The following is a 22,003-nucleotide window of genomic DNA, read 5'->3' on the forward strand; positions in this document are numbered from 1 at the left end:
CGAAGTCGTGCGAGCATGGTGCTATAGCGTAGCGAATAGCGAAAAGAGGAGCATCAATGAAGATCGCCGTCGTCAACTCCCGAACCAGCCTCATCATCGAGAACCGCATCGTCGATGTCGAGGAGGCCAGTCGGGGCGACCTATCGGCCGACCCGATACGGATGTTCGACCAGTGGGCGGCCCTGTCCGCCCTGGCGGGCAGTGGTATCGCCTTGACCGGGATGCCCGAAGCCGACGAATCGGCGATGCAGCTGCCCCAGCCGATGCCGGTCCAAGCCTTCGGAATCGGCCTCAACTATGCAGACCACGCCGAAGAGTCAGGACTCGACCTTCCCGCCGCGCCCCTGGTCTTCCCGAAGTTCTCGAGCTCGATCGTCGGGCCCGACGCCGTACTCCGCCTCTCCTCGGAGACGGTCGACTGGGAGGCGGAGCTCGTGGTCGTCATCGGCGTCGACTGCTTCGACGTTGAGGTCGACGATGCCTGGTCGGTCGTGGCCGCGTTGACGGTCGGGCAGGACATCAGCGACCGGGTCGTTCAGTTCGAGGGCGGAGCGAACCCTCAGTTCGGTCTCGGAAAGTCTGCCCCCGGCTTCGGCCCGATCGGGCCGTGGCTCGTGTCTGTCGATGAGTTCGCCCTGGAGACCCTCGCGCTCGACATCTCGTGCACGCTGAACGGTGAGACGAAACAGTCGTCGAACACCTCGAATCTCATCTTCGACGTGCCCACTCTCGTGTCGTACCTGTCGAAGCGCGTCGAGCTGAAGGCCGGCGACATCATCTTCACCGGAACGCCCTCCGGCATCGGGTGGGGGCGCACCCCGAAAGAGCTGCTCGCGCCGGGCGACGTGCTCGAGACGACGATCGAGGGCATCGGCACACTGCGCACCGTTGTGGCCGCCCGATGAGTGATACGACGTCGGCCCAGCGGTTTCCGCCGCACACGGTCGTCGATGCGGCCGACTGCCTGATCTGCCGGCTGGAGAGCGTCGACGGGGAGGCGATCGTCTTCCGTGACGAGCTGTGGTCCTGCGAGCTTCCGACGGGGTACGAGGTGCCCGGATGGTTCTTCCTGCGCGTTCGTCGCCACGCGCTCGGCTGGCAGGAACTCACACCCGACGAGCTCGACTCCCTCGGCCAGCACCTGAAAGACCTCACTGGCGCTGTCGCCGAGGCCACCGGTGCGCTCGCGACGTACTCGATGAACTTCGGTGAATCGTACGCGCACTTCCATGTGCTCGTCGCGGCGCGCGGAGAGGATGTTCCGGCCGAGCGCCGCGGCGGCAACATCGTGAACCTCCGCGCCGAGCGTCTCGATCGCGCCGGAGCTCTCACGCTCGTGCCGCTGGTGCGCTCTGCCTACCGAGCGGCACTCGCGGGCCGGTAGGCGACCCGCTCGACGAGAGGCGTGATGCGATATGACACCAGGTCGCGCATCACGAGGCCGGTGTTCGTGCGCTTGACGCCGTCGATGTTCAGGATGACGCCCGCGATGCGGTACAGATCGTCGGCGTCGCGCGCCGCGACCTGGATGAGCAGGTCGGCGACGCCCGAGAGCCCCTGCACTTCGAGCACCTCGGGAATCTCCGACAGCGACTGCCCCACCGCGGCCAGCTTTCGCTGCTTCACCGTCGTCACGACGAAGGCGCGGAGGGGGTAGCCGAGGAAGGCCGGGTCGATCCGCCGTTCGAACGAACGCAGCGACATCTCGTGCGCGTATCGCTGCTGGCGGGCGCGCACCGTGTTCCTGGCCAACCCGGTCGTCTCGGCGAGGGCGACGGTCGTGGCATCCGGAGCCCTGTTCATCGCCAGAAGAAGCGTGGCATCGACGGCGTCGGCCCTGTACGGTGTGCCCATAATGCTCGTCTCCTGTCGCAGCCGTGAACCACGGATGATCATTGTGATCATATTCGCACCATTCACTTGCGCAGTCCACCGCCCAGTGGTGCACTGGAGGCACGTTTTGCGCACCAACCGGTCTACGAGGATGTAACCCATGAACCAGATCACGCTCACCGACCAGCCCGTCACGGCCGATCAGCCCGGCGCGGCAGACCCCGGCGCGTTCGGGCACGACCCGTCGGCGAGGTTCGCCCCGCAGTACTCCGATCCGCAGCTGCAGGTGCTGGCCGACGTGGAGGAGCGGGTGCTCTGGCTCTCGACCGCCATCATTCACCACGCCAACCGGGTGCGTGTGAATGCGTCGGGCATCAAGGTCGGCGGCCACCAGGCCTCGAGCGCATCGCTCGCCACCATCATGACGTCGCTCTGGTTCGGGCAGCTGCGCCCCGAAGACCGGGTGTCGGTCAAACCGCACGCCTCCCCGGTGCTGCACGGCATCAACTACCTGCTGGGCGGCCTCGATGAGAGCTACCTCACGCGGCTCCGGGAGTTCGGCGGCCTGCAGAGCTACCCGAGCCGGGCGAAAGACCCCGACCGGGTGGACTACTCCACCGGGTCGGTCGGCATCGGTGCGACCGCTCCGATCTGGGGCGCGGTGTCGCGCCGGTACGCCGGAAAGGTGAGTGGCAAGCCGACGATGGGCCGCCAGTACTCGCTCGTCGGCGACGCCGAACTCGACGAAGGCGCGGTGTGGGAGGCTGTGCTCGACTCCGCCACCCCCGAACTCGGCGAGATCGTCTGGATCGTCGACCTCAACCGCCAGTCGCTCGACCGGGTCGTGCCGAACATCGCCGCGGGCAAGATCGAGCGTATGTTCGATGCCGCCGGCTGGCAGGTCATCACGGTGCGCTTCGGGCACCTGCTGGAGAGCATCCTGAACCGGCCCGGTGGGGATGCCCTGCGGCGGCGCCTCGTCGACATGTCGAACCCGGAGTACCAGCGTCTGCTGCGCTGTGCGGCCGAGGAGGTGCGTAACCGGTTGCCGGGAGCGGGTGACGACGCCCCCGCGATCGGAGCCCTGGTCGGCACCCTCGACGACGACACGCTGCTGCGGGCCATCCGCAACCTCGGCGGCCACGATCTCGAATCGCTGCGCGACGCGTATGCCGAGATCGACGACACGAGGCCGACGGTGATCATCGCCTACACGATCAAGGGCAACCGGCTGCCGACGGAGGGCCACCCGCAGAACCACTCGTCGCTGTTGAGCCTGGAGCAGTTCCAGACGCTCGGCGCGCACCTCGGGGAGAATCCGGATGCGCCGTTCTCGCGGTTCGCGCCCGACAGCGAGGCGGGTCGCCTCTGCGCCGAGACGGCTGCGCGACTGGAACGCGAGCCGCAGCCCATCGTGCCGCCGCCGGCCGTTCCGACGGACTTCGGCAGAACCCCGTCGGGCACCGCCACGACCCAGGCCGCACTCGGCCGGGCACTGCTCGACCTGACGCGCGCCGCTCCGGAGGCAGCGGTGGCGGTGGTGACGGTGAGCCCCGACGTCTCGTCGAGCACCAACCTCGCCGGCTGGCTGAACAAGGTGGGCGTGTGGAGTGCGAACGAGCGCCAGGACTGGTTCAGCGACGACGCCGAGACCATCATGCACTGGCGTGAGAAGCCGGCCGGCCAGCACATCGAACTGGGCATCGCCGAGGTCAACCTGGTGAGCCTGCTCGGCGAGTTGGGAGCCACCTGGAGCCGGTGGAGCCAACCGCTGTTCCCCATCGGCGTGCTCTACGACCCTTTCGTCGAACGGGCGCTGGAGCCGTGGTCGTACGGCATCTACGCCGGCGGCCAGTCGATTCTGGTCGGGACTCCTTCGGGGGTGACCCTCGCTCCCGAGGGTGGTGCGCACCAGTCGATCAAGACCCCCTCGATCGGGCTCGAGCAGCCCGGCTGCATCAGCTACGAGCCGGCGTTCGCTCTCGATACGGAGTGGACCCTGCTGGCCAGCCTCGGTCGGCTCGGCCGCCCTGACGGAACGTCGGCGTACCTGCGTCTGTCGACGAAGCCGATCGATCAGCAGCTCGCGGCGGTTCCCGACGACCCGGCGGCACGCGAGCGCCGTCGTCGGCAGGTGATCGCCGGCGGTTACGTGCTGAGGGCCCGGGAGCATCCGGATGCCACGATCGTGACGATGGGCGCGATGGTTCCGGATGCCCTGACCGCCGCCGACCGCATCGAAGCGCAGGGCTCCCGAATCGAGGTCGTCTGCATCACGAGCCCGGGCCTACTCTACGAGGCGCTGCAGGGCCGGAACGGGCAGGACGCACACGCCGAGACGTGGATCCTCGACCAGCTGTTCCCCCGAGAGAAGGCGGTGCCCCTGGTGACGGTACTCGACGGTCATCCGCACACACTCGCGTTCCTCGGCGCAGTCAACCGGGTGCCGATGCGCAACCTCGGCGTCAGCCGCTTCGGGCAGGCTGGAGACGTGACCGACGTCTACGCGTACCACGGCATCGACACCGAAAGCATCATTCGTGCAACACTCGACGTCATCGCCTGAACGACACCGGCGGCAGAGGATCAACCCATGACTTTCACCATCACAGACACCGCCGTGTTCGACGGAGACGACCTCCTCGCAGGTCGTCACGACGTTCGTGTCGACGGGGGAACGGTCACAGCCGTGACCCCGGCCGGAGCGGTCGCGCCCAGCGGAGCGGTCGTCGACGCTGCCGGAGCAACGCTGCTCCCGGGGCTCATCGACGGGCACGTGCACTTTCAGCAGCCGGTCGACTTCTCGGCGCTTCTCGCCGGCGGTGTGACAAGCGCCGCCGATATGGCGAGCTGGCCGCCCGAACACCTGGCGGACCTCCGATCGCGAAGCGGCGGCATCGTCTTCACCACCCCCGGGGCACCGCTCATCGGGCCGGCCGGGCCGCACTCGCACATGCCGGGCCTCAGCGAAGCGGTGATCGACTCGCCGGAGGCCGCGAGACGGGAGGTCGCGATCCGCGTCGCCCAGGGCGTCGACTACATCAAACTCGTGCTCGAGGCAGAGGGCCGCGGCGGCCCCGAACCCGATGCAGCGCGCGCTGCGGTCGAAGCTGCGCATGCAGCGGGGCTGCGCGTCGTCGCCCACGCCAGTTCGGTCGGTGCCATCGCACTGGCCGTGGAGATCGGCGTCGACATCCTGACCCATGCGCCGCTCGACGGCACGGTGGCAGCAGAGACGATCGCACGGATCGTGGAGCAGGGCATCGTCGTGGTGCCGACCCTCATCATGATGCGCACGGTCGCCGAAGCCCGGGGTGTGCCGCAGGCGTATGCGAACGCGAGGGCGTTCGCCACGGCCATCCACGACGCGGGCGTCGTCATCGTGGCGGGCAGTGACGCCAACAGCGCACCGGGGTCGCCGGCGGCCGTCTTCCACGGCACGGGAGCGCGCGATGAGACCGGTCTGCTCGTCGACGCCGGCCTCAGCCCCGTCGAGGCGCTGCGGGCCGCGACAAGCACGAGTGCCGAGCTGTACGGATTCGAGAACCGGGGTGTCATCCGGCCCGGCAGCGTCGCCGACCTCCTGCTCGTGAACGGCGACCCGACCGCAGACATCGCCGCCGTCGGTGACATCAGGGGTGTCTGGCTCGCGGGCCGGCGCGTCTCCTGACCGTCACGGCGACCGGCTGCTTCACCAGAGGTCGGGCAGGTGCACGTCGGGGATCACCGCCGGCAGGAACCCGTCATTCCGCGCACGACGGTGAATCTCCTCGCCGCCCTGCCCGGCCTTTCGTGCTGCAACGATCTGCTCGGGATCGAAGAACTTCCCGACGGGGTTCAGGCTGAACTCCTCCGACTCCCACATCCATTCCTTCGATCTGTTCCAGCTGCCGAAGGTGTCGAACTGGATCTCCACTCCGTTGCCTTCCGGATCCTGGTAGTACATCGACATGGTCATGCCGTGGTCGAGGCAGACGAACGGTCGGATGCCGCGTTCCGCGAGCCGCTCGTAGTTGTCGAGCCAGACGTCGAAGGTCCCGTACTCGAAGGCGGTGTGGTGCAACCCCACGGTGTGGCCCTTGTCGACGGATGGCTTCAGATCGGGCAGAGCGAGCAGCGCGATACGGTGGTTGGCCTCGTCATTGGACAACCAGGCACCCTCGGTGCCGTGGTAGACCGGCTCCAGCCCGGCGATGGCTTCGTAGAACTCGACCATCTCGTCGAGCTTCAGCGTCGCGAACGTGGTGTGGTGGAACACGGGTCGAATGATCGGCCGGCGACGATTGCGGTTCGCGGTCATGGGGTTCTCCTCCTCGAGTATCGAACGCGGATGGCGCATTCGACTGAGGTCTTGTGTAGCCGAACAACCGCAGCGGCACACAGCGGCCTGCCAATGGTCGGAAGCTGAGACCCTATCGACCGCTCCGCTGCACATCGCGCGAGATGGCGCGAGCGATCGCGACGACGGCGGGCTCCAGCGCCCGGGTGTCGAGTGAGCCGTCGGCACCGAGCGCAGAGATCGCTGCCACGCAGTGGCCTGCGCGATCGAGGATCGGTGCCGCGACAGACGCGGCGGGCTCCGGCAGCAGCCGAGTCATGTAGGCGACACCCGTTTTCTGCGCCACGTCGAGCTGCGACCGCAGCGTCGCGGAGTCCATTCGGGTGTGTTCCGGTTCGAGAAAGAGCTCCCGCCTCAGATACGCCTCCTGGAACTCGGGCCGGCTGTACCCGAGCAGAACGTGGCCGAGGCCGGTTCCGTGCAGCGGCACGCGCCCGCCGACATGGTAGAGCACCCTACCGGCGCCGGGGGCGGAGAGCCGCTCGACGATGACGGCCTCGTCGTTCTCCCTGACCGCGAGTTGCACGTGCTGGCGGGTCGCGCGGTGGAGGTCTTCCATATACGGCAGGGCGATGGCTCGGAGGCCATGCCCGCGCGGGGCGAGCGCGGCATATTCGAGCATCCGGAGACCGATGGTGAAGGTGCCGTCGCCCTGTCGCTCGAGGGCACCCAGGCGGACGAGGTGCTGCGCGAGCCGCAGGGTCGAGCTGAGGGGGATGCGAGCCCGCTCGCTCAACCGCGTCAGGGTCAGGGCTGTCTCGTCGTCGGAGAAGACGTCGAGGAGCCGGAAGGCTCGATCGAGCAGCGGCTCCCCGGAGGCGGGACGCCCGCCGCGCCGCGGGGTGGTGGTCATACTGCGATAGTGCCATCCATTGAAAGTCCGGGCAAGGCTCGGCCTGTGTATGGGGCACTATCAGACGTGTCGAAGAAGACAGTGCCCAGCTCAGGAGTTCACCCATGACTGATGACGTCGTGCCCGTACTGATCGTCGGCGGTGGCCCCGTCGGGTTGGCGCTCGCCGAAGAGTTGAGCCTGCACCGTGTGCCGGTGATCGTGGTGGAACCACGCGCGGTGGTCGAACACTCCCGGCCCCGGGCGAAGACGACGTCAGTGCGCTCGATGGAACACTTTCGCCGCTGGGGCATCGCCGATCACCTGCGCCGGGTGGCTCCCCTCAGCAGAACCTGGTCGCAGCGTGTGACCTTCGTGCAGACCGTCACGGGGCAGGAGATCACCTCTGTTGAGGGGTGTCTGGGCCTCGATGCCGGCCCCGACCTCACCCCGGAGCCGGCCCAGCAGGTGACCCAGCCTCTCGTCGAAGAGGTGATGCGCGCCGATCTCGCTCAGAAAGCCGGGGTCGAGCTGCTGTTCGGCTGGCACGCCGTCTCGGTGGAGGACGGCCCGGATCACGCGCGGGTCGTCCTCAGCAACGGGGAGGGCGAGCGACGCACTGTGTCCGCGCTCTATGTCGTCGGCGCAGACGGGCCCCGCAGCGTCGTGCGCTCGGCGATGGGCGCCCGGTACGAGGGTTCCGTCGCCGGTCGGCCGAACGTCAACATCACCTTCCGGTCGAGCGAACTCGCCGGCCTGATCCCCCACGCACCGTCGATCCACTACTGGGTGCTGAATCCCGACGCCCCCGGCGTGGTCGGGCCTCTCGATCACGCCGGCACCTACTGGGCGATCTCGACCGGAACCACCCACGTCGACGATGCTGCGCACGCCGCACGCATCGTGCGATCCCTTCTCGGCGCAGACGTCGATGTCGAGGTGCTCGCAACCGACCCGTGGCAGGCGCGCATGCTTCTCGCCGACCGGTACCGCACCGGCAGGCTCTTCATCGTCGGTGATGCCGCCCACCAGAATCCTCCGTGGGGTGGCCACGGCTTCAATACCGGGGTCGGTGACGCAGTCAACCTGGGTTGGAAGCTCGCCGCGGTGCTCGGCGGATGGGCGCCCGACGCGCTGCTCGACAGTTACGGGGTCGAGCGGCGCCCCATCGAGGGCCAGACGATCGAGTTGGCGGCGTCGAATATGGCCTCGCTCTCCGTCGACCTCAGCAACCCGCTGCTGATGGCGTCAGGAGCGGCATTCGAGGCCGCGCGCGCTGAACTCGGGCCGGTCATCCGACGACTGAAATCCCCGGAATTCCTGAGTTCCGGGCTGGTGCTGGGGTACGGCTACGGGCCGACCTCCCGGCAGCAGGCGGCCACCCCGGCCGACTACGAACCCCGCGTCGAGGCCGGCAACAGACTGCCTCACAGAGTCGTGCACGGCCACGCGATCTACGATCTGCTGGGCGAGTGGTTCACGGCGATCGGCACAGCAGCTGAGGTGTCACCCCTTCTCGCCGAGGCCGACCGACGCGGCATCCCGCTCGCACATCTCGAGACGGCGGAGCCGGGTGTCGTGCTGGTCAGACCCGACCAGCACATCGCCTGGGTCGGCGGTTCGTCTGCGGACTGGGGCGACGTACTCCAGCGTGCCATCAGCGGGTTCGCTGCCGTGGCCGGCGCTGCTGCCGCGCCCGTGAGAGCCGAAGGAGCACTCGTATGAGAATCATCGCCATCGAAGAACACATGCTGCCGAGAGACGTCATCGAAGCCGCCGGGGTCGATCTCGGCCTGCGTGCCGGAAAACGTGCCGCCGAACTCGACGAGGTGGGTGAGGCGAGACTCCGGGTGATGGATGACGCGGGCATCGACGTACAGGTGCTGTCGGCGCTCAGCTACTTCGTGCAGGGGCTCGAACCGCAGCGGGCCGTCGATGTCAACCGCAGGATCAACGACCGGCTGGCCGAGATCGTGGCGAACAGGCCCGATCGGTTCCAGGCGTTCGCCGCGCTGCCCATGAGCGACCCCACCGGGGCCGCCGATGAGCTCACGCGGTGCGTCGAAGAGCTGGGGTTTTTGGGGGCGATGATCCACGGCCAGACGAACGGGATGTTCCTCGACGACGTGGCGGCGCGGCCCGTGCTTGAGGCCGCGACCCGGCTGGATGTGCCCCTCTACCTCCACCCCGCGCCGCCGCCCGCCCGCATCGTCGACACGTACTACTCGGGTCTGCCGCCCGAAGTGGCGGCCTGCCTCTCGACGTCGGGTTGGGGGTGGCACTCCGAGACCGCGATGCATGTGCTGCGGATGGTCGCCCAGGGTGTGTTCGAGCACCTGCCAGAGCTGAAGGTCATCCTCGGTCACATGGGCGAAGGGCTGCCCTTCCACATCGACCGCATCGAAGACATGCTGAACCCGGTGGTCACCGGTCACTCGCTGAGCGTGGCCGAGACGCTCCGCCGAAACCTCCACCTCACCACCTCGGGCTACAACTCCGAGATACCCCTGCAGTGTGCGATCGCCGCTTTCGGTGTCGATCGCATCATCTTCTCGGTCGATCATCCCTTCGCCCCCAGTGGGAAGGCGACCGATTTCCTCCTTTCTGCGCGGCTGAAACCGGGCGACCTGGAGAAGATCGCCCACGGCAATGCAGAAGCCCTCCTCCGAATCGAAGGACGATCATGACCCTCTCCGTTGCTGCAGAACGCACGACGATCACCACCCATTTCATTGATGGCAGATGGACGGATGTCGGTGGGCCGACATTCCCGGTCTTCAACCCTCTCGACGGCGAGATCGTCTCCGAGTCGGCCGCGGGTGGTGCTATCGAGGCGAAGGCCGCGGTCGCAGCCGCAGCCGCAGCCTTCCCGGCGTGGGCGAACCTGGCTCCCGGGGCAAGGCAGATGCTCTTCCTGAAGGCAGCCGACATCGTCGAGCGTCGAACTGAGGAGCTCGTCGAGCTGATGGCCGTCGAAGGGGGCGCGAGTCGGGCCTTCTCGGCGTTCCAGATCCGCCTGTCGGCCGCGATGCTCCGCCAGGCCGCCGGCTGGGGCTACCTCCCGGCCGGCGATATTCTCCGAAGCGATGTGCCGGGCCGAACGGCGACCGTCACCCGCAAGCCGCTCGGTGTGGTCGCCGGATTCACCCCGTGGAACGGTGCCTTCTACCTCGCCTGGCGAACGTTCCTTTTGCCGATGGCGTTCGGCAACACGACCGTCATCAAGCCGTCGGAACTGGCGCCGCGCTCAGCCGGGCTCGTTCACGCCGAAATTCTCGAGGAAGCCGGATTTCCGGCCGGAACCTTCAACGTGATCACGCATGCTCCGGGGGCCGCGGCCGAGATCGCCGAGGTGTTCTTCGAAAGCCCGGCGGTGCGCTGCATCAACTTCACGGGCTCCGACAAGACCGCGCGCATCCTCGGCGCCCAGGCGGGCCGGGCGTTGAAGCGCATGGTTCTCGAGCTCGGCGGGTTCAACCCGGTCATCATCCTCGACGATGCCGACCTCGAGGAATCGATCAGGGCCGTGACCTTCGGGGCGTTCCTGCACCAGGGCCAGGTCTGCATGAACTCACGGAAGGTCTACGTGCACAGCTCGCTGCACGACGACTTCGTGTCGGGGCTCACCGCCCGGGTCGAGGGGCTGAAGATCGGTGACCCGAGGGACCCGGGGGTGATCATCGGGCCGCTGATCGACGACCGCGCTGTCGAGCAGATCCAGGTGCGGGTTCAGGATGCGCTCGACCGCGGCGCGACGCTGGTCACGGGCGGCAGAGCAAACGGCCGACTCTACCCGCCGACGATCCTCACCCACGTGCCGGCGGATGCGATCTGCGCTACCGGTGCCGATGAGACGTTCGGGCCGCTCCTGGTCATCGAAGCATTCGACGATGCCGAGGCCGCGTTCCGAGCCTCGCAGAACACACCCTTCGGGCTCAGTGCGTCGATCATGACGCGGGACCGCGCCCGCGGTCTCGACCTGGCCGCCCGTTTCGACACTGGCATCATCCACATCAACGCGCCGACCATGGCCAGCGAGGCGGCCCTGCCGGTGGGCGGCGTCAAAGACAGCGGCTGGGGCCGGTCCGGCTACTACGCCATCGAAGACTTCACCGAGGTTCGACTGACCACTCTGAGCAGCGAACCCGGGAGGTACCCCTTCTAACAGGATCCACCGGGGTATTCGCCGGCGTCGACGACGACGTTCGGCTACAGCAACACCGATCGCGAGAGGCGGCACAGGAGCCGCCATACTGTCGCGCACAGAAAGGGTGTCACACATGTCCATCCGCGAATCCATCGACCGCGCACCGCTCAGCCGGTACCAGGTCCTGGTGATCTCCCTCTGCCTTCTGATCGTTCTGATCGAAGGCTACGACCTTCTGCTGATGGCGTTTTCGGCCTCAGCCGTCGCCGCCGACTGGAAGCTGAACGCCACGCAGATCGGGGTGCTGCTCAGCGCCGTCGGCATCGGCCTGGTGTTCGGTTCGGCGTTCATCTCGCCTCTCGCCGACCGTATCGGCAGGCGCCGGATGACCCTGCTCAGCCTCGCGATCGTCAGCGTGTCCATGGCTGCGTCTGCGCTGACGACCGACATGGTCGGACTCGCGGTCACCCGGGTGATCACGGGCGTCGGTGTCGGTGGCCTCGTCGCAGGGCTGCCGGTCGTGATCGCCGAGTTCGCTCCGCAGCGACGCAGGGCGACCATGATCGCCCTGGGTACCGCCGGCCTGCCGATCGGTGGCGTCGTCGGAGGGTTTGTCGCATCCATCGTGCTGGGTACCTTCGGGTGGCGGGCGAGCTTCGTCGTCGGCGCGGTCTTCACCGTGATCGTGTTCTTCGTCGTTCTCCTCGTGCTGCCGGAGTCGATCGACTTTCTGCTGGTGAAGCGGCCGAAAGGCGCACTGGAGACGATCAACCGCACGCTCGCCAGAATGCAGGTGGCGGCGATCAGCGTGCTCCCCGAGCCCGATCCACGACCGAAGAATGTGGTCGTCAGCGAACTCTTCAAGGGCCGGAATGGACGGAAGACGGCACTGATCGGGTTCGCCTTCTTCGTCATGATGGGCGCGTTCTACTTCGCGAACGGCTGGACGCCACGTCTGCTGCTGCAGGCAGGCATGACGCCACAGCAGAGCATCGGGGCGGGAGTGCTGCTGAACGTCGGCGGCGCCCTTGCCGCGATCATCTTCGCCGTGCTCGCGATCCTCTTCAGGAACAGAACCCTGACCATCATCGCGTTCGCCGGCGCCGCCATCGCATTCCTCACGATGGGCCTCTCGTTCGGCAGCCTCGGGTGGACGCTGTTCCTCGCCCTCGCGGTCGGTGCGCTCATCCAGGCCTGCGCAACCGGGTTGTTCACCATCTCGCCGGAGCTGTTCCCCACCTCGGTGCGTACGACCGGTGTCGGCTTCGCCGTCATGCTGGGCCGGATCGGCGCCATCATCTCCCCAATTCTCGCCGGGGTGCTGATCGACGGCGGATGGAGCGCACCATCGCTGTACCTGCTCTTCGCCGTGCCGCTGGTGCTCGGGGGGATCGCCGTGATCGCGCTGCGCGGCACGGGCGGAGCGAGCCCGGTGAAGCGTTCGGTCGCGCCGACCACGGTGAACGCCCAGGCCCCGGGAATCGGCAGTGTCGCCCGATGATCATCCAGCTGAAGTCAGCGCGTCGCTCGAACGCCGACGACGAACGAGCGGTGCGCACAACGGTCGAAGAGATCATCGCTGCTATCGAAACCGGCGGTGACCAGGCCGTACGGGAGTACAGCTCCCGCTTCGACCATTGGTCGCCGGCGAGCTTCAGGCTGACCGATGACGACGTAGCCGACGCTCTCGGACACCTCTCGCGAGGGCAGATCGACGACATCCTCTTCGCGCAGAGCCAGATCCGCAACTTCGCGCAGATCCAGCGGGAGTCCCTGCACGATGTCGAGGTGGAGACCTATCCCGGGGTGATCCTCGGTCACAGGCATATCCCTGTCGATGCCGTGGGGTGCTACGTGCCGGGTGGGAAGTATCCACTTCTTGCTTCGGCGCACATGAGCGTCATCACCGCCAAGGTCGCCGGAGTCCAGCGGGTCGTCGCCTCGGCGCCGCCCTTCGACGGCTCTCCACACCCGGCCATCGTCGCGGCGATGCACCTCGCCGGGGCCGACGAGATTTTGGCTCTCGGCGGCACGCAGGCGGTTGCGGCCATGGCGATCGGCACCGAGAGCATCGCTGCCGTCGACATGCTGGTCGGGCCCGGCAACGCCTACGTCGCGGAAGCCAAGCGCCAGTTGTTCGGCCGTGTCGGCATCGACCTCTTCGCCGGCCCGACCGAGACGCTGATCATCGCCGACGACACCGTCGACGCCGAGTTGTGCGCCGTCGACCTGCTCGGGCAGGCCGAACACGGGCCGACCAGCCCGAGCATCCTGCTGACCACCAGCAGGAAGCTCGCAGAAGCCACCATCGCCGAGGTGGAACGACAGCTGACGATCCTGCCGACAGCAGCCATCGCGTCCGTGAGCTGGGCAGATTTCGGCCAGGTCATCGTGTGTGAGACCGACGAGGAGATGCTGGGCGTCGCGAACGACCTCGCGTTCGAGCATGTGCAGGTGATGACGAACGATCCCGATTTCTTTCTCGCCGGGCTGCGCAACTTCGGCGCGATGTTCCTCGGGCCACGCACGAACGTCGCGTTCGGCGACAAGGTCATCGGCACGAACCACACACTGCCGACAAAGCGAGCGGCACGGTACACCGGGGGGCTCTGGGTCGGAAAATTCTTGAAGACCTGCACCTACCAGCGCGTGATCACCGATGCGGCGAGTGCAGAGATCGGTGCCTACGGCTCGCGGCTGGCGCACCTCGAACACTTCGTGGGTCACGGCGAACAGGCGAACATCCGCGTGCGGCGCTACGGCAATCAGCCCGGCCTGCCGTGGTACGAACCCGTCAGCGCTGACGCCTAGATGCTGCCCGTCACTCCCACGTTCCGGCTGGATGGCCGCCGGGCCTTCATCGTCGGTGCGAGCCGAGGCATCGGACTCGCCTCGGCCGCTGCCCTGTCCGAGGCCGGGGCCGAGGTGTTCGTCGCAGCGCGTTCGACGTCGGAGCTGGATTCGTTCTGCGCCGAGCTTCGCGCTGCTGGGCGGTTGGCGACCGCGGTGGCGCTGGACGTGACCGATTCGCGCGCGGTCGACGCGGCTTTTGTGGACTTCGGGCCGTTCGAGATCGTGGTCCACAGCGTCGGCATCAACCGGCCCGTCGAACTCGTCGACCTGCACGACGCCGACCTCGACGACATGATAGCCGTGAACGTGCGGTCGGCTTTCGTTGTCGCGCGAGCGGCGACGCGCGGGATGAAAGAGCTCGGCGGAGGTTCGATCATTCTGATCTCGTCTCAGATGGGCCACGTCGGGAGCCCGCGTCGAACGGTGTACTCGGCCACGAAGCACGCGCTGGAGGGTCTGGCCAAGTCTCTCGCCTGGGAGGTCGGCATGAACAACGTGCGCGTGAACACGATCTGCCCGACGTTCATCGAAACCGAGATGACCAAGCACATGCTGGGCTCCCCGGGATTTCGGAAATGGGTGTCGGAACGCAACGCCCTCGGCCGGGTCGGCACCGTCGAGGAAGTCATGGGCGCCGTCGTCTTTCTTGCCGGAGATGCGTCGAGCCTCATGACGGGTTCGTCCCTGATGCTCGATGCCGGCTGGACCGCGCAATGAGTACATCCACAGTCAGTCGATCACAGGAGAGAACATGAACTACATCGAAGCCGACTCCCACGCAGACCTCTTCGTTCCTCATTCCTTCGAGGAACACGTCGTCGATCTGGGGGAGATCCGAATGAACTACGCGGTCGTCGGTGATCCCGCGTCGCCCGCCCTGCTGCTCATCCCGTCGCAGAGCGAGTCGTGGTGGGGCTATGAACAGGCGATACCGGCTCTCGCCGAACACTTCCAGGTGTTCGCCGTCGACCTGCGGGGCCAGGGCCGCTCGACGTGGACGCCGGGTCGGTACACCCTCGACACCTTCGGTGCCGACCTCGTGCGATTCATCGATCTCGTCATCGAACGACCTACGCTGGTGAGCGGGCTCTCGTCGGGCGGCACGATCGCTGCTTGGCTGTGCGCCTTCGCGAAACCCGGCCAGGTTCTCGGCGGCGTCTGGGAAGACGCGCCCTTCTTCGCCTCTGAGTCACAACCCGCGTGCGGGCCGTCGGTGCACCAGGGAATGGGCCTGACGTTCGAACTGTGGAACACCTATCTCGGCGACCAGTGGTCGGTCGGCGACTGGGCCGGCATGCAACGGGCGATTCCGCGGGTGATGCCCCGTTCGACGCTCCAGGGCCTGGCGCGCATGTTCCCGATGCCTCTCGGGGAGCGCCCGGCCGACCCGCCGCAGAACATGAAGGAGTACGACCCCGAGTGGGGCGGGGCCTTCGCCTCGGGTTCGGCGACGGCATCCTGCGACCATGAGAATATGCTCTCGAACGTCAAAGTTCCGGTGCTGATCACCCACCACTTTCGCCAGGTCGATGAACACACGGGTCGTCTGACGGGGGCGATGACCGACTTCCAGGCCCAGCGCGTGCAGGAGCTGGTGCGGCAGGCCGGCCAGCCGGTCAGCTACCTCTCGTTTCCCGACATGGGGCACGCGATGCACCGATCGGATCCCCGGCTCTTCGCCGAGACCGTCATCGAGTGGGCGGCTACGGCCCACCCCGCGGTCGCATCGGCAGGTCGAGCGTGAGACTCACCGGCAGTACCGTGCTCATCACCGGTGGGGGATCGGGCATCGGCCGCGGGCTCGCCGAGGCACTGGTCGAGCGAGGCAACACCGTCATCGTCGCCGGTCACCGTGCCGACCTGCTGGCCGACGTGGCTGTAGCGAACCCCGGCATCGGGACTGTGCTGGTGGATGTGACAGATGTTGCGAGCATCGCGGCCTGCGCGAAAGAGGTGCTGTCGACGCATCCCGAACTCGACGTTCTCATCAACTGCGCCGGAGTGATGATCGACGACGACCCGACGGCCCCCGTCGACGAGGGGGAGCTGGTGGTGGTGATGGGCACCAACCTGCTCGGCCCGATCCGCATGATCTCCGCCTTCATCGAGCATCTGCGCGAAGTACCCGACAGCGCGATCGTCAACATCACGTCGATGCTCGGCTACGCCCCGCTCGCCCGGTCGTCGCTCTACTCTGCGACCAAGGCGGCCATGCACTCGTACACTCTCTCGCTGCGGTACCGGCTGCACGGGGAGGGCCCCGAGATCATCGAGATAGCACCGCCGCTCACACGAACGGCGCTCCAGGCGGTGAACCTCACCGACCCCGGCGCCATGCCGCTCGACGAGTTCCTTGCCGAGACGCTGCAGGCCCTCGAAGCCGGTGAGCCCGAGGCCTATGTGGTCCGCGCGCGCGAGCGCCGGGATGCGCAGCGCACCGATGACATCGGGATCACCCGCCGGTTCAACGACCTCATGAACCCGACTGTCGGTCGCTGACGGGCGCGGCGACCGATTTCGCGAAGGCGAGCTCGGCGTCTTCGAACCCTTTACTCGGCGTGTGGAAGTCGATGCAGTGGCCGCTGCCGGGCACCAGCTCGATGTCGAGTGAGGCAGCCGACGTGAAGCCCGCCCGGTACTCGTCGATCTCGTTCTGGTTCGTGACCCAGAGGTTGTCGAACTCGCCCTGGCGGTGGAAGACGGGTACGGTGATGCGGCCGCAGGTCTCCCCGCGCCGATCGATCCATCCGCCCGTGATGTCGAGCAGCTCGGCCTTGGGTACGAGCGTGTTCGAGGGGTGGCTCGCAGCGGGCATGTCGTCGGCGTAGGTTCCGACCGGGCCGAACATGAGCTGATCCTTCAGCGGCACCGGCAGGTCGATCATCGGGATCGGAGGCAGGGCTGCCCATGCACCCGCCGACTCGGCGGGCACCCGCACGAGGCACCCGGATGTCGCAAGCCCCTGCAGCGGCCAGACGGGCCGATTCGCGGCGATGGCCGTCGCGATGGCGCCGCCGATGGAGTGGCCGACCAGCACCACTCCGGATGCCTCACCGCCGTACTGGGCCCAGATCTCCCCGATCGCGGCATCCAGAACCTCGGCGTTCGCCAGGATGATCGAGTCGTCGCTCTCGAGCGGGCTGGAGCCTTCGTAGTTGGGGCGGTCGAGTGCGATGATCGGAACACCTGCCCCGGCGCCCCGCTCGAGCAGGGAGTATCCCGGGATGTCGAAGTACATCGAAGAGTAGGTGCCACCGTGGAGGGCGACGACGAGCGGCACACCCGCGGCCGGTTTCACGCCGTTCGTGCGACCGGTGAACGTGCGGGCGTCCTGTGTGGTGTGGGTGAACGGGGTAGACATCGTTGTCCTTTCGGTTGGGTGCAAGCCGCCATCCCGACCCGACGGTCGTGAGAATTCCTGCTATCCGCTACGATATATCATTTTTGAAATCTCGTCATGCCCGACCATCACAAACCCGTGAGCATCGCGAGGGAGGGCGCGCGCCGCTTCTCGATGTGCGTGAAGGCGATGGATTCGGCCAGGCGGTTGCTGCCGGCGCGGATGGCGTCGAAGAGGCCGTGGTGCTTGGCTAACGCCTCCGTTTGACTGCGCATCCCACAGTGATTTTCATCCCGCTTCCGCTTGCCCTTCGGGTGAGTTTGCGTTTGGTTTGATGTGGCCCGATGCATCCGAATGGAGAATCAGCATGGAGATCACTGTTTTTGGGGCCAATGGACCGACCGGCCGCTCCGTTGTGCGGCAGTCTCTCGCAGCGGGCGACGGGGCCACGGCCGTCACGCGGAAGCCCGGCGACTAGTCCCTCACGGCGCCCCGCCTGCGGGCGGTCTCGGCCGATGTGACCAACGCGCCGGATGTCGCCGCCACTGTCATCGGGTCGGCCGCGGTGCACTCCGTCGGCTCTGTTCTGTGGAATAATCTGCGTATGGATGCAGATAAACAGATTTGCGGTCGAAGCCCCGACAGCCAGTATGTGGAGCTGACCGTCGAGATCTTCGGAATGCTCGCCGATGCAACGCGGGTACGGATAATCCTCGCCCTCCGGGATCAGGAACTGTCGGTGAACCATCTCGCCGACATCCTCGACAAGAGTCCTGCGTCGGTGTCCCAGCACCTCGCAAAACTTCGCCTGGCGCGAATCGTGTCGACCAGGCAGGACGGTACCCGGGTCTTCTACAGTCTCGCCGACGAGCACGCCATCCAGCTGGTGAGCGATGCCATCTTCCAGGCCGAGCACAGCCTCGGCGGATCCCCTCGGCACCACCACGCGCTCGACCGCAAGGACACTGAATGAACATGCACCACGAGCATCGGCACGACTCCCCAGCTGACGATCATCACACCCACGACCACCCCCACGACCACCCCCACGACCACCCTCATCCGCACGAACACGAGCACGATGAACACGGGCACTCCCACCCGACGGGTGTCAGAGGCTTCTTCTACGGCCTCTTCGTCCCACACACCCATGACGCCGCCGATTCCATCGACGACGCCCTCGAAGCCAGCGCCCACGGTGTCCGGGCACTGAAGATCAGTCTCTTCATCCTTCTCGGCACCACGGTCCTCCAGTTCCTGGTCTTCCTCATCAGTGGCTCCGTTGCGCTGCTGGCCGACACGATCCACAACTTCTCCGACGCCCTGACTGCTGTACCGCTGTGGATCGCCTTCATCCTCGGTCGACGCCTCGCAACTCGCCACTACACCTACGGTTTCGGGCGTGCCGAAGACCTCGCAGGCCTCTTCATCGTCGCGGTCGTTGCGCTGTCAGCGGTCGTTGCTGCGTGGGAGTCCATCAACCGCCTGTTCGACCCGCACGACCTCCGGAACCTCTGGTTCGTTGCCGCCGCCGGCCTGATCGGCTTCGCGGGCAACGAGATCGTCGCCGTCTACCGCATCCGGGTCGGTCAGAACATCGGCTCAGCAGCCCTCGTGGCAGACGGTGTGCACGCACGCCTCGACGGTTTCACGTCCCTCGCCGTCGTTCTCGGCGCGGTCGGGGTGATGCTCGGCTTTCCTCTTGCCGACCCCATCATCGGCATCATCATCTCGGCCGCGATCATCGTTCTGCTCTGGGGCACCGTCAAGAGCATCGGTCGGCGTCTGATGGACGGCATCGAACCCGACCTCGTCGACCGAGCCCGCGACGCACTCGAAAGCACCCCCGGGGTTCTCGCCGTGATTCGCATCCAACTCCGCTGGGTCGGGCACCGCCTGCAGGGAGCGGCAACACTCCAGGTCGCCGACGCCCCACTCTCAGACGTCGAACGCACTCTCCACGACGCCGAACACAACACGGAGCGCGCCCTGCCGAACCTCGACGACTTCACCCTCCGCGCGGTCACCTCACCGCCCACGCACCACACCTGACAGAGCAGGATCCGGATGGGAGGGTTTCCCGCCCCTCGGGCGCCGCAGTCGGTTCTCATTCTTCTCCTCGCACCTGTTCCGCCGGTACCGTGACGGTTCACAATGGGGCATGGCCGAATTCTTCGCGAACGCCGAATCGTATGACCGCTTCATGGGCCGCTTCTCCGTGCCGTTGGCGAAGCGATTCATCGACCTGGTCGCCCCCGCGCTCGGTGGGTCGGCGCTGGATGTCGGCTGCGGCCCCGGTGCTGTGACGGGAGAACTCGTCGACGCCCTGGGCGCTGACCGGGTCAGTGCGGTCGACCCGTCAGAACCCTTCGTGCAGGCGGCACGATCGCGGTTCCCCGGTGTCGACATCCGGGTTGCCGCGGCGGATTCCCTCCCCTTCCCGGATCACACCTTCGATCTGACGCTCGCACAACTCGTCGTGCACTTCATGACCGATCCTGTGGCCGGCATCCGCGAGATGGCGCGAGTCACGCGGCCAGGCGGAACGATCGCTGCGAACGTCTGGGACTTCTCGGGCACGCGGGGACCCCTGGGGGTATTCGATCGGGCCGTGCTCGATCTGGACCCGTCGGCGCCGATCACCGAGATCACGAAGGGCACCGCTGACGGGGATCTTGCTGCGGTCTTCGCCGACGCGGGTCTCACCGACAGTGCGGCGGGCGAACTGACCGTCAGTGTTCTGTTCCCGTCTTTTGCTGACTGGTGGGATCCGTTCACGCTCGGAATCGGCCCGGCCGGAGCCTACGTGGCGGCCCTGGACGCGCCACGACGGGAGAGGCTCCGGCATCAGGCAGCTGAGCTCCTTCCCGATGGTCCTTTCACCATTCGAGCGACCGCCTGGACAGTCGTCGGTCGAAAGCCGGAGTAGAACCCGATTTCGACGGGCACCACCGTGGCGGCGGGCCGTGCCGCCACGGCTGTCACGTGGCGGCGATCACACCGGTTGCCAGCAGCACCGCGACGACGAGTCCGAGCGCGACGCGATACCAGATGAACACGGTGATCGGATGCCGTGCCACCAGTCGGAGGAGCCAGGCGATCGACGCGTAGGCGACGATGAAGCTGACGATGGTTCCGATGGCTGTGGCTCCCCAGCCCACGGTCGCGCTGACCGCGGAGGCCTGGCTGGCACTCTCGTAGGCGCCGGCGCCGATCAGGGCCGGGATGGCGAGGAAGAACGAGAGCCTGGTCGCTGCCACGCGGTCGAGGTTGCGGAGCAGGCCGGCGCTGATCGTCGCACCCGAGCGGGAGACCCCCGGGATGAGGGCGATGCACTGGAACAGGCCGATGATGAGCGCGTCCTTCAGCGTCAGGCTCTCCTCGGGACGGGACTTCCGGCCGATCCGTTCGGCGACGAACATGACGGCACTCCACAGGATGAGCCCGGCCACGACGACCCAGAGATTGCGGAGGGCGCCCGAGACGAGGTCTTTCGCCGCGAACCCGACGATGCCGATGGGCAGTGACCCGGCGATGACGTACCAGGCGAACCGGTAGTCCCGGTTACGACGGGCATCAGCGGAGAAGAGGCCTCGCCACCAGGCGCTGAGAAGGCGGCCGATGTCGGAGCGGAAGTAGATGATCACGGCGACGATCGCCCCGAACTGGATGATCGCGGTGAACGCCGTGACGCCCGGATCGTCGATCTGGAACCCCAGGAGCTTCTCGACGAGGGTGAGGTGGCCGGTGCTCGAGACGGGGAGAAACTCGGTGAGTCCCTCCACAACGCCGAGGATGATCGCGTACAGCAGGTTCACAGGGGGCTCGATTCTGGGGTCGGGTCGGCGGGATGCTCGAGAAAGACGCGGCTGAGAGGGGTCATGCGGTGCGGACTTTCCGTGTGGCGAAGATCTCGGGGGCGGGCTTCTGAGAGACGGCGCCGATGAGGCGCAGGAGGAGGGTCGCGGTGATGGTGCCGGCCGCCAGGATGCTGGCGAGCACGACGATCTGGAATCGGCCCGCCTCCAGCGGAGAGGCACCCCCGAAGATCGCGCCGACGAATGCCCCGGGGAGAACGACCACGCCGGTGGTCTTGGTCTGGTCGATCGAGGGAACCAGCGCGGAGTGGATGGCGGTGCGGGCAAGCAGACGGGTGGATTCGAGCGGGGTGGCGCCGAGCGCGAGCCACCCTTCGACCTCGTCCCAATGGTCACGCACCGAGGTGTGGAAGGTGCGTCCCGTCAGCGTTGCGATGCTCATGGTGTTGCCGATGACGATGCCGCCGATCGCGAGGGCGTAGCGCGGCGAGAACTCGATCGCACCGGTGCTGAAGACAATGATCAGTACCGCAAGGTTGCCGGCGATCATCGCCGCACCGATGGCCGCGGTCTGCCGGCGGTCGGCACGGATTCGGCGGGCGACGGTGTACACGGCCGCAGCGAACATGACCACCAGTCCCGCCGCGACGAGGAGCGGGTTGCCCAGGATTCCGGCCAGCACCAGGCTCAGGGCGGCGAGTTGCGCGGCGCCGCGGAGGATCGCCCAGAGCGGAGCGGAAGCCTGGGGCACACGCGCCGCAGTGAGACCGAAGAGGGCGATCGCGGCGAGGAGGAGCACCGCGACGAGGGTCGGTACCAACCCGGCCAGAACGTCCACGCGG

General features: G+C 67.0%; 22 protein-coding genes. 15 read left to right on the forward strand and 7 right to left on the reverse strand.

Annotated elements, in window-relative coordinates; translation table 11 throughout:
• Window positions 1-56 precede the first annotated feature (56 nt).
• Both B7R24_RS03755 and B7R24_RS03760 read left to right on the forward strand, forming a co-directional pair.
• Window positions 57-905: a fumarylacetoacetate hydrolase family protein gene (locus B7R24_RS03755; RefSeq protein WP_116417628.1), complete on the forward strand. Its 849-nt coding sequence runs from the start codon at window positions 57-59 to the stop codon at window positions 903-905.
• Window positions 902-1,384, forward strand: a complete 483-nt coding sequence (locus tag B7R24_RS03760; RefSeq protein WP_216363603.1) for a hypothetical protein — start codon at window positions 902-904, stop codon at window positions 1,382-1,384. Before B7R24_RS03755 ends, B7R24_RS03760 begins: the two co-directional genes overlap by 4 nt.
• Here the strand turns inward: B7R24_RS03760 and B7R24_RS03765 are convergent.
• A complete protein-coding gene (locus B7R24_RS03765) occupies window positions 1,357-1,905 on the reverse strand; it encodes an Lrp/AsnC family transcriptional regulator (RefSeq protein WP_253259253.1) in 549 nt (182 codons plus the stop codon). The two genes, B7R24_RS03760 and B7R24_RS03765, sit on opposite strands and share 28 nt — an antisense overlap.
• An 88-nt stretch (window positions 1,906-1,993) precedes the next feature.
• Between B7R24_RS03765 and B7R24_RS03770 the strand changes: the two genes are divergently transcribed.
• On the forward strand, window positions 1,994-4,399 hold the full coding sequence (locus B7R24_RS03770) for a transketolase-like TK C-terminal-containing protein (RefSeq protein WP_116417629.1): 2,406 nt from the start codon (window positions 1,994-1,996) through the stop codon (window positions 4,397-4,399).
• A 27-nt stretch (window positions 4,400-4,426) separates the two neighbouring features.
• Entirely contained in the window at window positions 4,427-5,503 is a 1,077-nt protein-coding gene (locus B7R24_RS03775; protein WP_116417630.1) for an amidohydrolase family protein, read from the forward strand.
• A 21-nt stretch (window positions 5,504-5,524) separates the two neighbouring features.
• Here the strand turns inward: B7R24_RS03775 and B7R24_RS03780 are convergent, their stop codons facing one another.
• Together B7R24_RS03780 and B7R24_RS03785 are read right to left on the reverse strand one after the other, a co-directional pair.
• Complete coding sequence (locus B7R24_RS03780; protein WP_116417631.1) at window positions 5,525-6,133, reverse strand: VOC family protein; 609 nt, start codon at window positions 6,131-6,133, stop codon at window positions 5,525-5,527.
• 112 nt (window positions 6,134-6,245) lie between these two features.
• Complete coding sequence (locus tag B7R24_RS03785) at window positions 6,246-7,025, reverse strand: IclR family transcriptional regulator (RefSeq protein ID WP_116417632.1); 780 nt, start codon at window positions 7,023-7,025, stop codon at window positions 6,246-6,248.
• A 104-nt stretch (window positions 7,026-7,129) separates the two neighbouring features.
• Between B7R24_RS03785 and B7R24_RS03790 the strand changes: the two genes are divergently transcribed.
• From B7R24_RS03790 to B7R24_RS03825, 8 genes are all read left to right on the forward strand, one after another.
• A complete protein-coding gene (locus tag B7R24_RS03790) occupies window positions 7,130-8,728 on the forward strand; it encodes an FAD-dependent monooxygenase (RefSeq protein ID WP_116417633.1) in 1,599 nt (532 codons plus the stop codon).
• Window positions 8,725-9,690 carry an amidohydrolase family protein gene (locus B7R24_RS03795; protein WP_116417634.1) on the forward strand — a complete coding sequence of 322 codons (966 nt, stop codon included), beginning with the start codon at window positions 8,725-8,727 and terminating at the stop codon, window positions 9,688-9,690. The genes B7R24_RS03790 and B7R24_RS03795 overlap by 4 nt, the downstream gene beginning before the upstream one ends.
• Window positions 9,687-11,168 (forward strand): aldehyde dehydrogenase family protein, encoded by a 1,482-nt coding sequence (locus B7R24_RS03800; RefSeq protein WP_116417635.1) that lies wholly within the window; start codon window positions 9,687-9,689, stop codon window positions 11,166-11,168. The genes B7R24_RS03795 and B7R24_RS03800 overlap by 4 nt, the downstream gene beginning before the upstream one ends.
• A gap of 115 nt (window positions 11,169-11,283) precedes the next feature.
• A complete protein-coding gene (locus B7R24_RS03805) occupies window positions 11,284-12,651 on the forward strand; it encodes an MFS transporter (protein WP_116417636.1) in 1,368 nt (455 codons plus the stop codon).
• Window positions 12,648-13,961 carry a histidinol dehydrogenase gene (gene hisD / locus B7R24_RS03810; RefSeq protein WP_116417637.1) on the forward strand — a complete coding sequence of 438 codons (1,314 nt, stop codon included), beginning with the start codon at window positions 12,648-12,650 and terminating at the stop codon, window positions 13,959-13,961. Before B7R24_RS03805 ends, hisD begins: the two co-directional genes overlap by 4 nt.
• Window positions 13,962-14,720: an SDR family NAD(P)-dependent oxidoreductase gene (locus tag B7R24_RS03815; RefSeq protein WP_116417638.1), complete on the forward strand. Its 759-nt coding sequence runs from the start codon at window positions 13,962-13,964 to the stop codon at window positions 14,718-14,720.
• 34 nt (window positions 14,721-14,754) lie between these two features.
• The gene (locus tag B7R24_RS03820; protein ID WP_116417749.1) at window positions 14,755-15,747 is read left to right on the forward strand and encodes an alpha/beta fold hydrolase; all 993 of its coding nucleotides are present in this window, start codon (window positions 14,755-14,757) and stop codon (window positions 15,745-15,747) included.
• Window positions 15,744-16,502 (forward strand): SDR family oxidoreductase, encoded by a 759-nt coding sequence (locus B7R24_RS03825; protein ID WP_172582692.1) that lies wholly within the window; start codon window positions 15,744-15,746, stop codon window positions 16,500-16,502. Before B7R24_RS03820 ends, B7R24_RS03825 begins: the two co-directional genes overlap by 4 nt.
• Here B7R24_RS03825 and B7R24_RS03830 read toward each other — a convergent pair.
• Complete coding sequence (locus B7R24_RS03830) at window positions 16,477-17,364, reverse strand: alpha/beta fold hydrolase (RefSeq protein ID WP_116417640.1); 888 nt, start codon at window positions 17,362-17,364, stop codon at window positions 16,477-16,479. The genes B7R24_RS03825 and B7R24_RS03830 overlap by 26 nt on opposite strands.
• Window positions 17,365-17,471: 107 nt before the next feature.
• On the reverse strand, window positions 17,472-17,618 hold the full coding sequence (locus B7R24_RS17495; protein WP_172582693.1) for a hypothetical protein: 147 nt from the start codon (window positions 17,616-17,618) through the stop codon (window positions 17,472-17,474).
• 329 nt (window positions 17,619-17,947) lie between these two features.
• Between B7R24_RS17495 and B7R24_RS03835 the strand changes: the two genes are divergently transcribed.
• From B7R24_RS03835 to B7R24_RS03845, 3 genes are all read left to right on the forward strand, one after another.
• Window positions 17,948-18,316, forward strand: a complete 369-nt coding sequence (locus B7R24_RS03835) for an ArsR/SmtB family transcription factor (RefSeq protein ID WP_116417641.1) — start codon at window positions 17,948-17,950, stop codon at window positions 18,314-18,316.
• On the forward strand, window positions 18,313-19,395 hold the full coding sequence (locus tag B7R24_RS03840) for a cation diffusion facilitator family transporter (protein ID WP_437123502.1): 1,083 nt from the start codon (window positions 18,313-18,315) through the stop codon (window positions 19,393-19,395). Before B7R24_RS03835 ends, B7R24_RS03840 begins: the two co-directional genes overlap by 4 nt.
• A gap of 109 nt (window positions 19,396-19,504) precedes the next feature.
• Window positions 19,505-20,272, forward strand: a complete 768-nt coding sequence (locus B7R24_RS03845) for a class I SAM-dependent methyltransferase (protein WP_116417643.1) — start codon at window positions 19,505-19,507, stop codon at window positions 20,270-20,272.
• 52 nt (window positions 20,273-20,324) lie between these two features.
• On the opposite strand, the gene B7R24_RS03850 is transcribed toward B7R24_RS03845, so the two are convergent.
• A complete protein-coding gene (locus B7R24_RS03850) occupies window positions 20,325-21,161 on the reverse strand; it encodes an undecaprenyl-diphosphate phosphatase (protein ID WP_116417644.1) in 837 nt (278 codons plus the stop codon).
• A gap of 61 nt (window positions 21,162-21,222) precedes the next feature.
• Complete coding sequence (locus tag B7R24_RS03855) at window positions 21,223-21,999, reverse strand: ABC transporter permease (RefSeq protein WP_116417645.1); 777 nt, start codon at window positions 21,997-21,999, stop codon at window positions 21,223-21,225.
• Window positions 22,000-22,003 lie beyond the last annotated feature (4 nt).

The sequence above is a fragment of the Subtercola boreus genome (genome assembly GCF_003399645.1).
In the GTDB taxonomy this organism is placed as follows: Bacteria; Actinomycetota; Actinomycetes; order Actinomycetales; family Microbacteriaceae; genus Subtercola; species Subtercola boreus_A.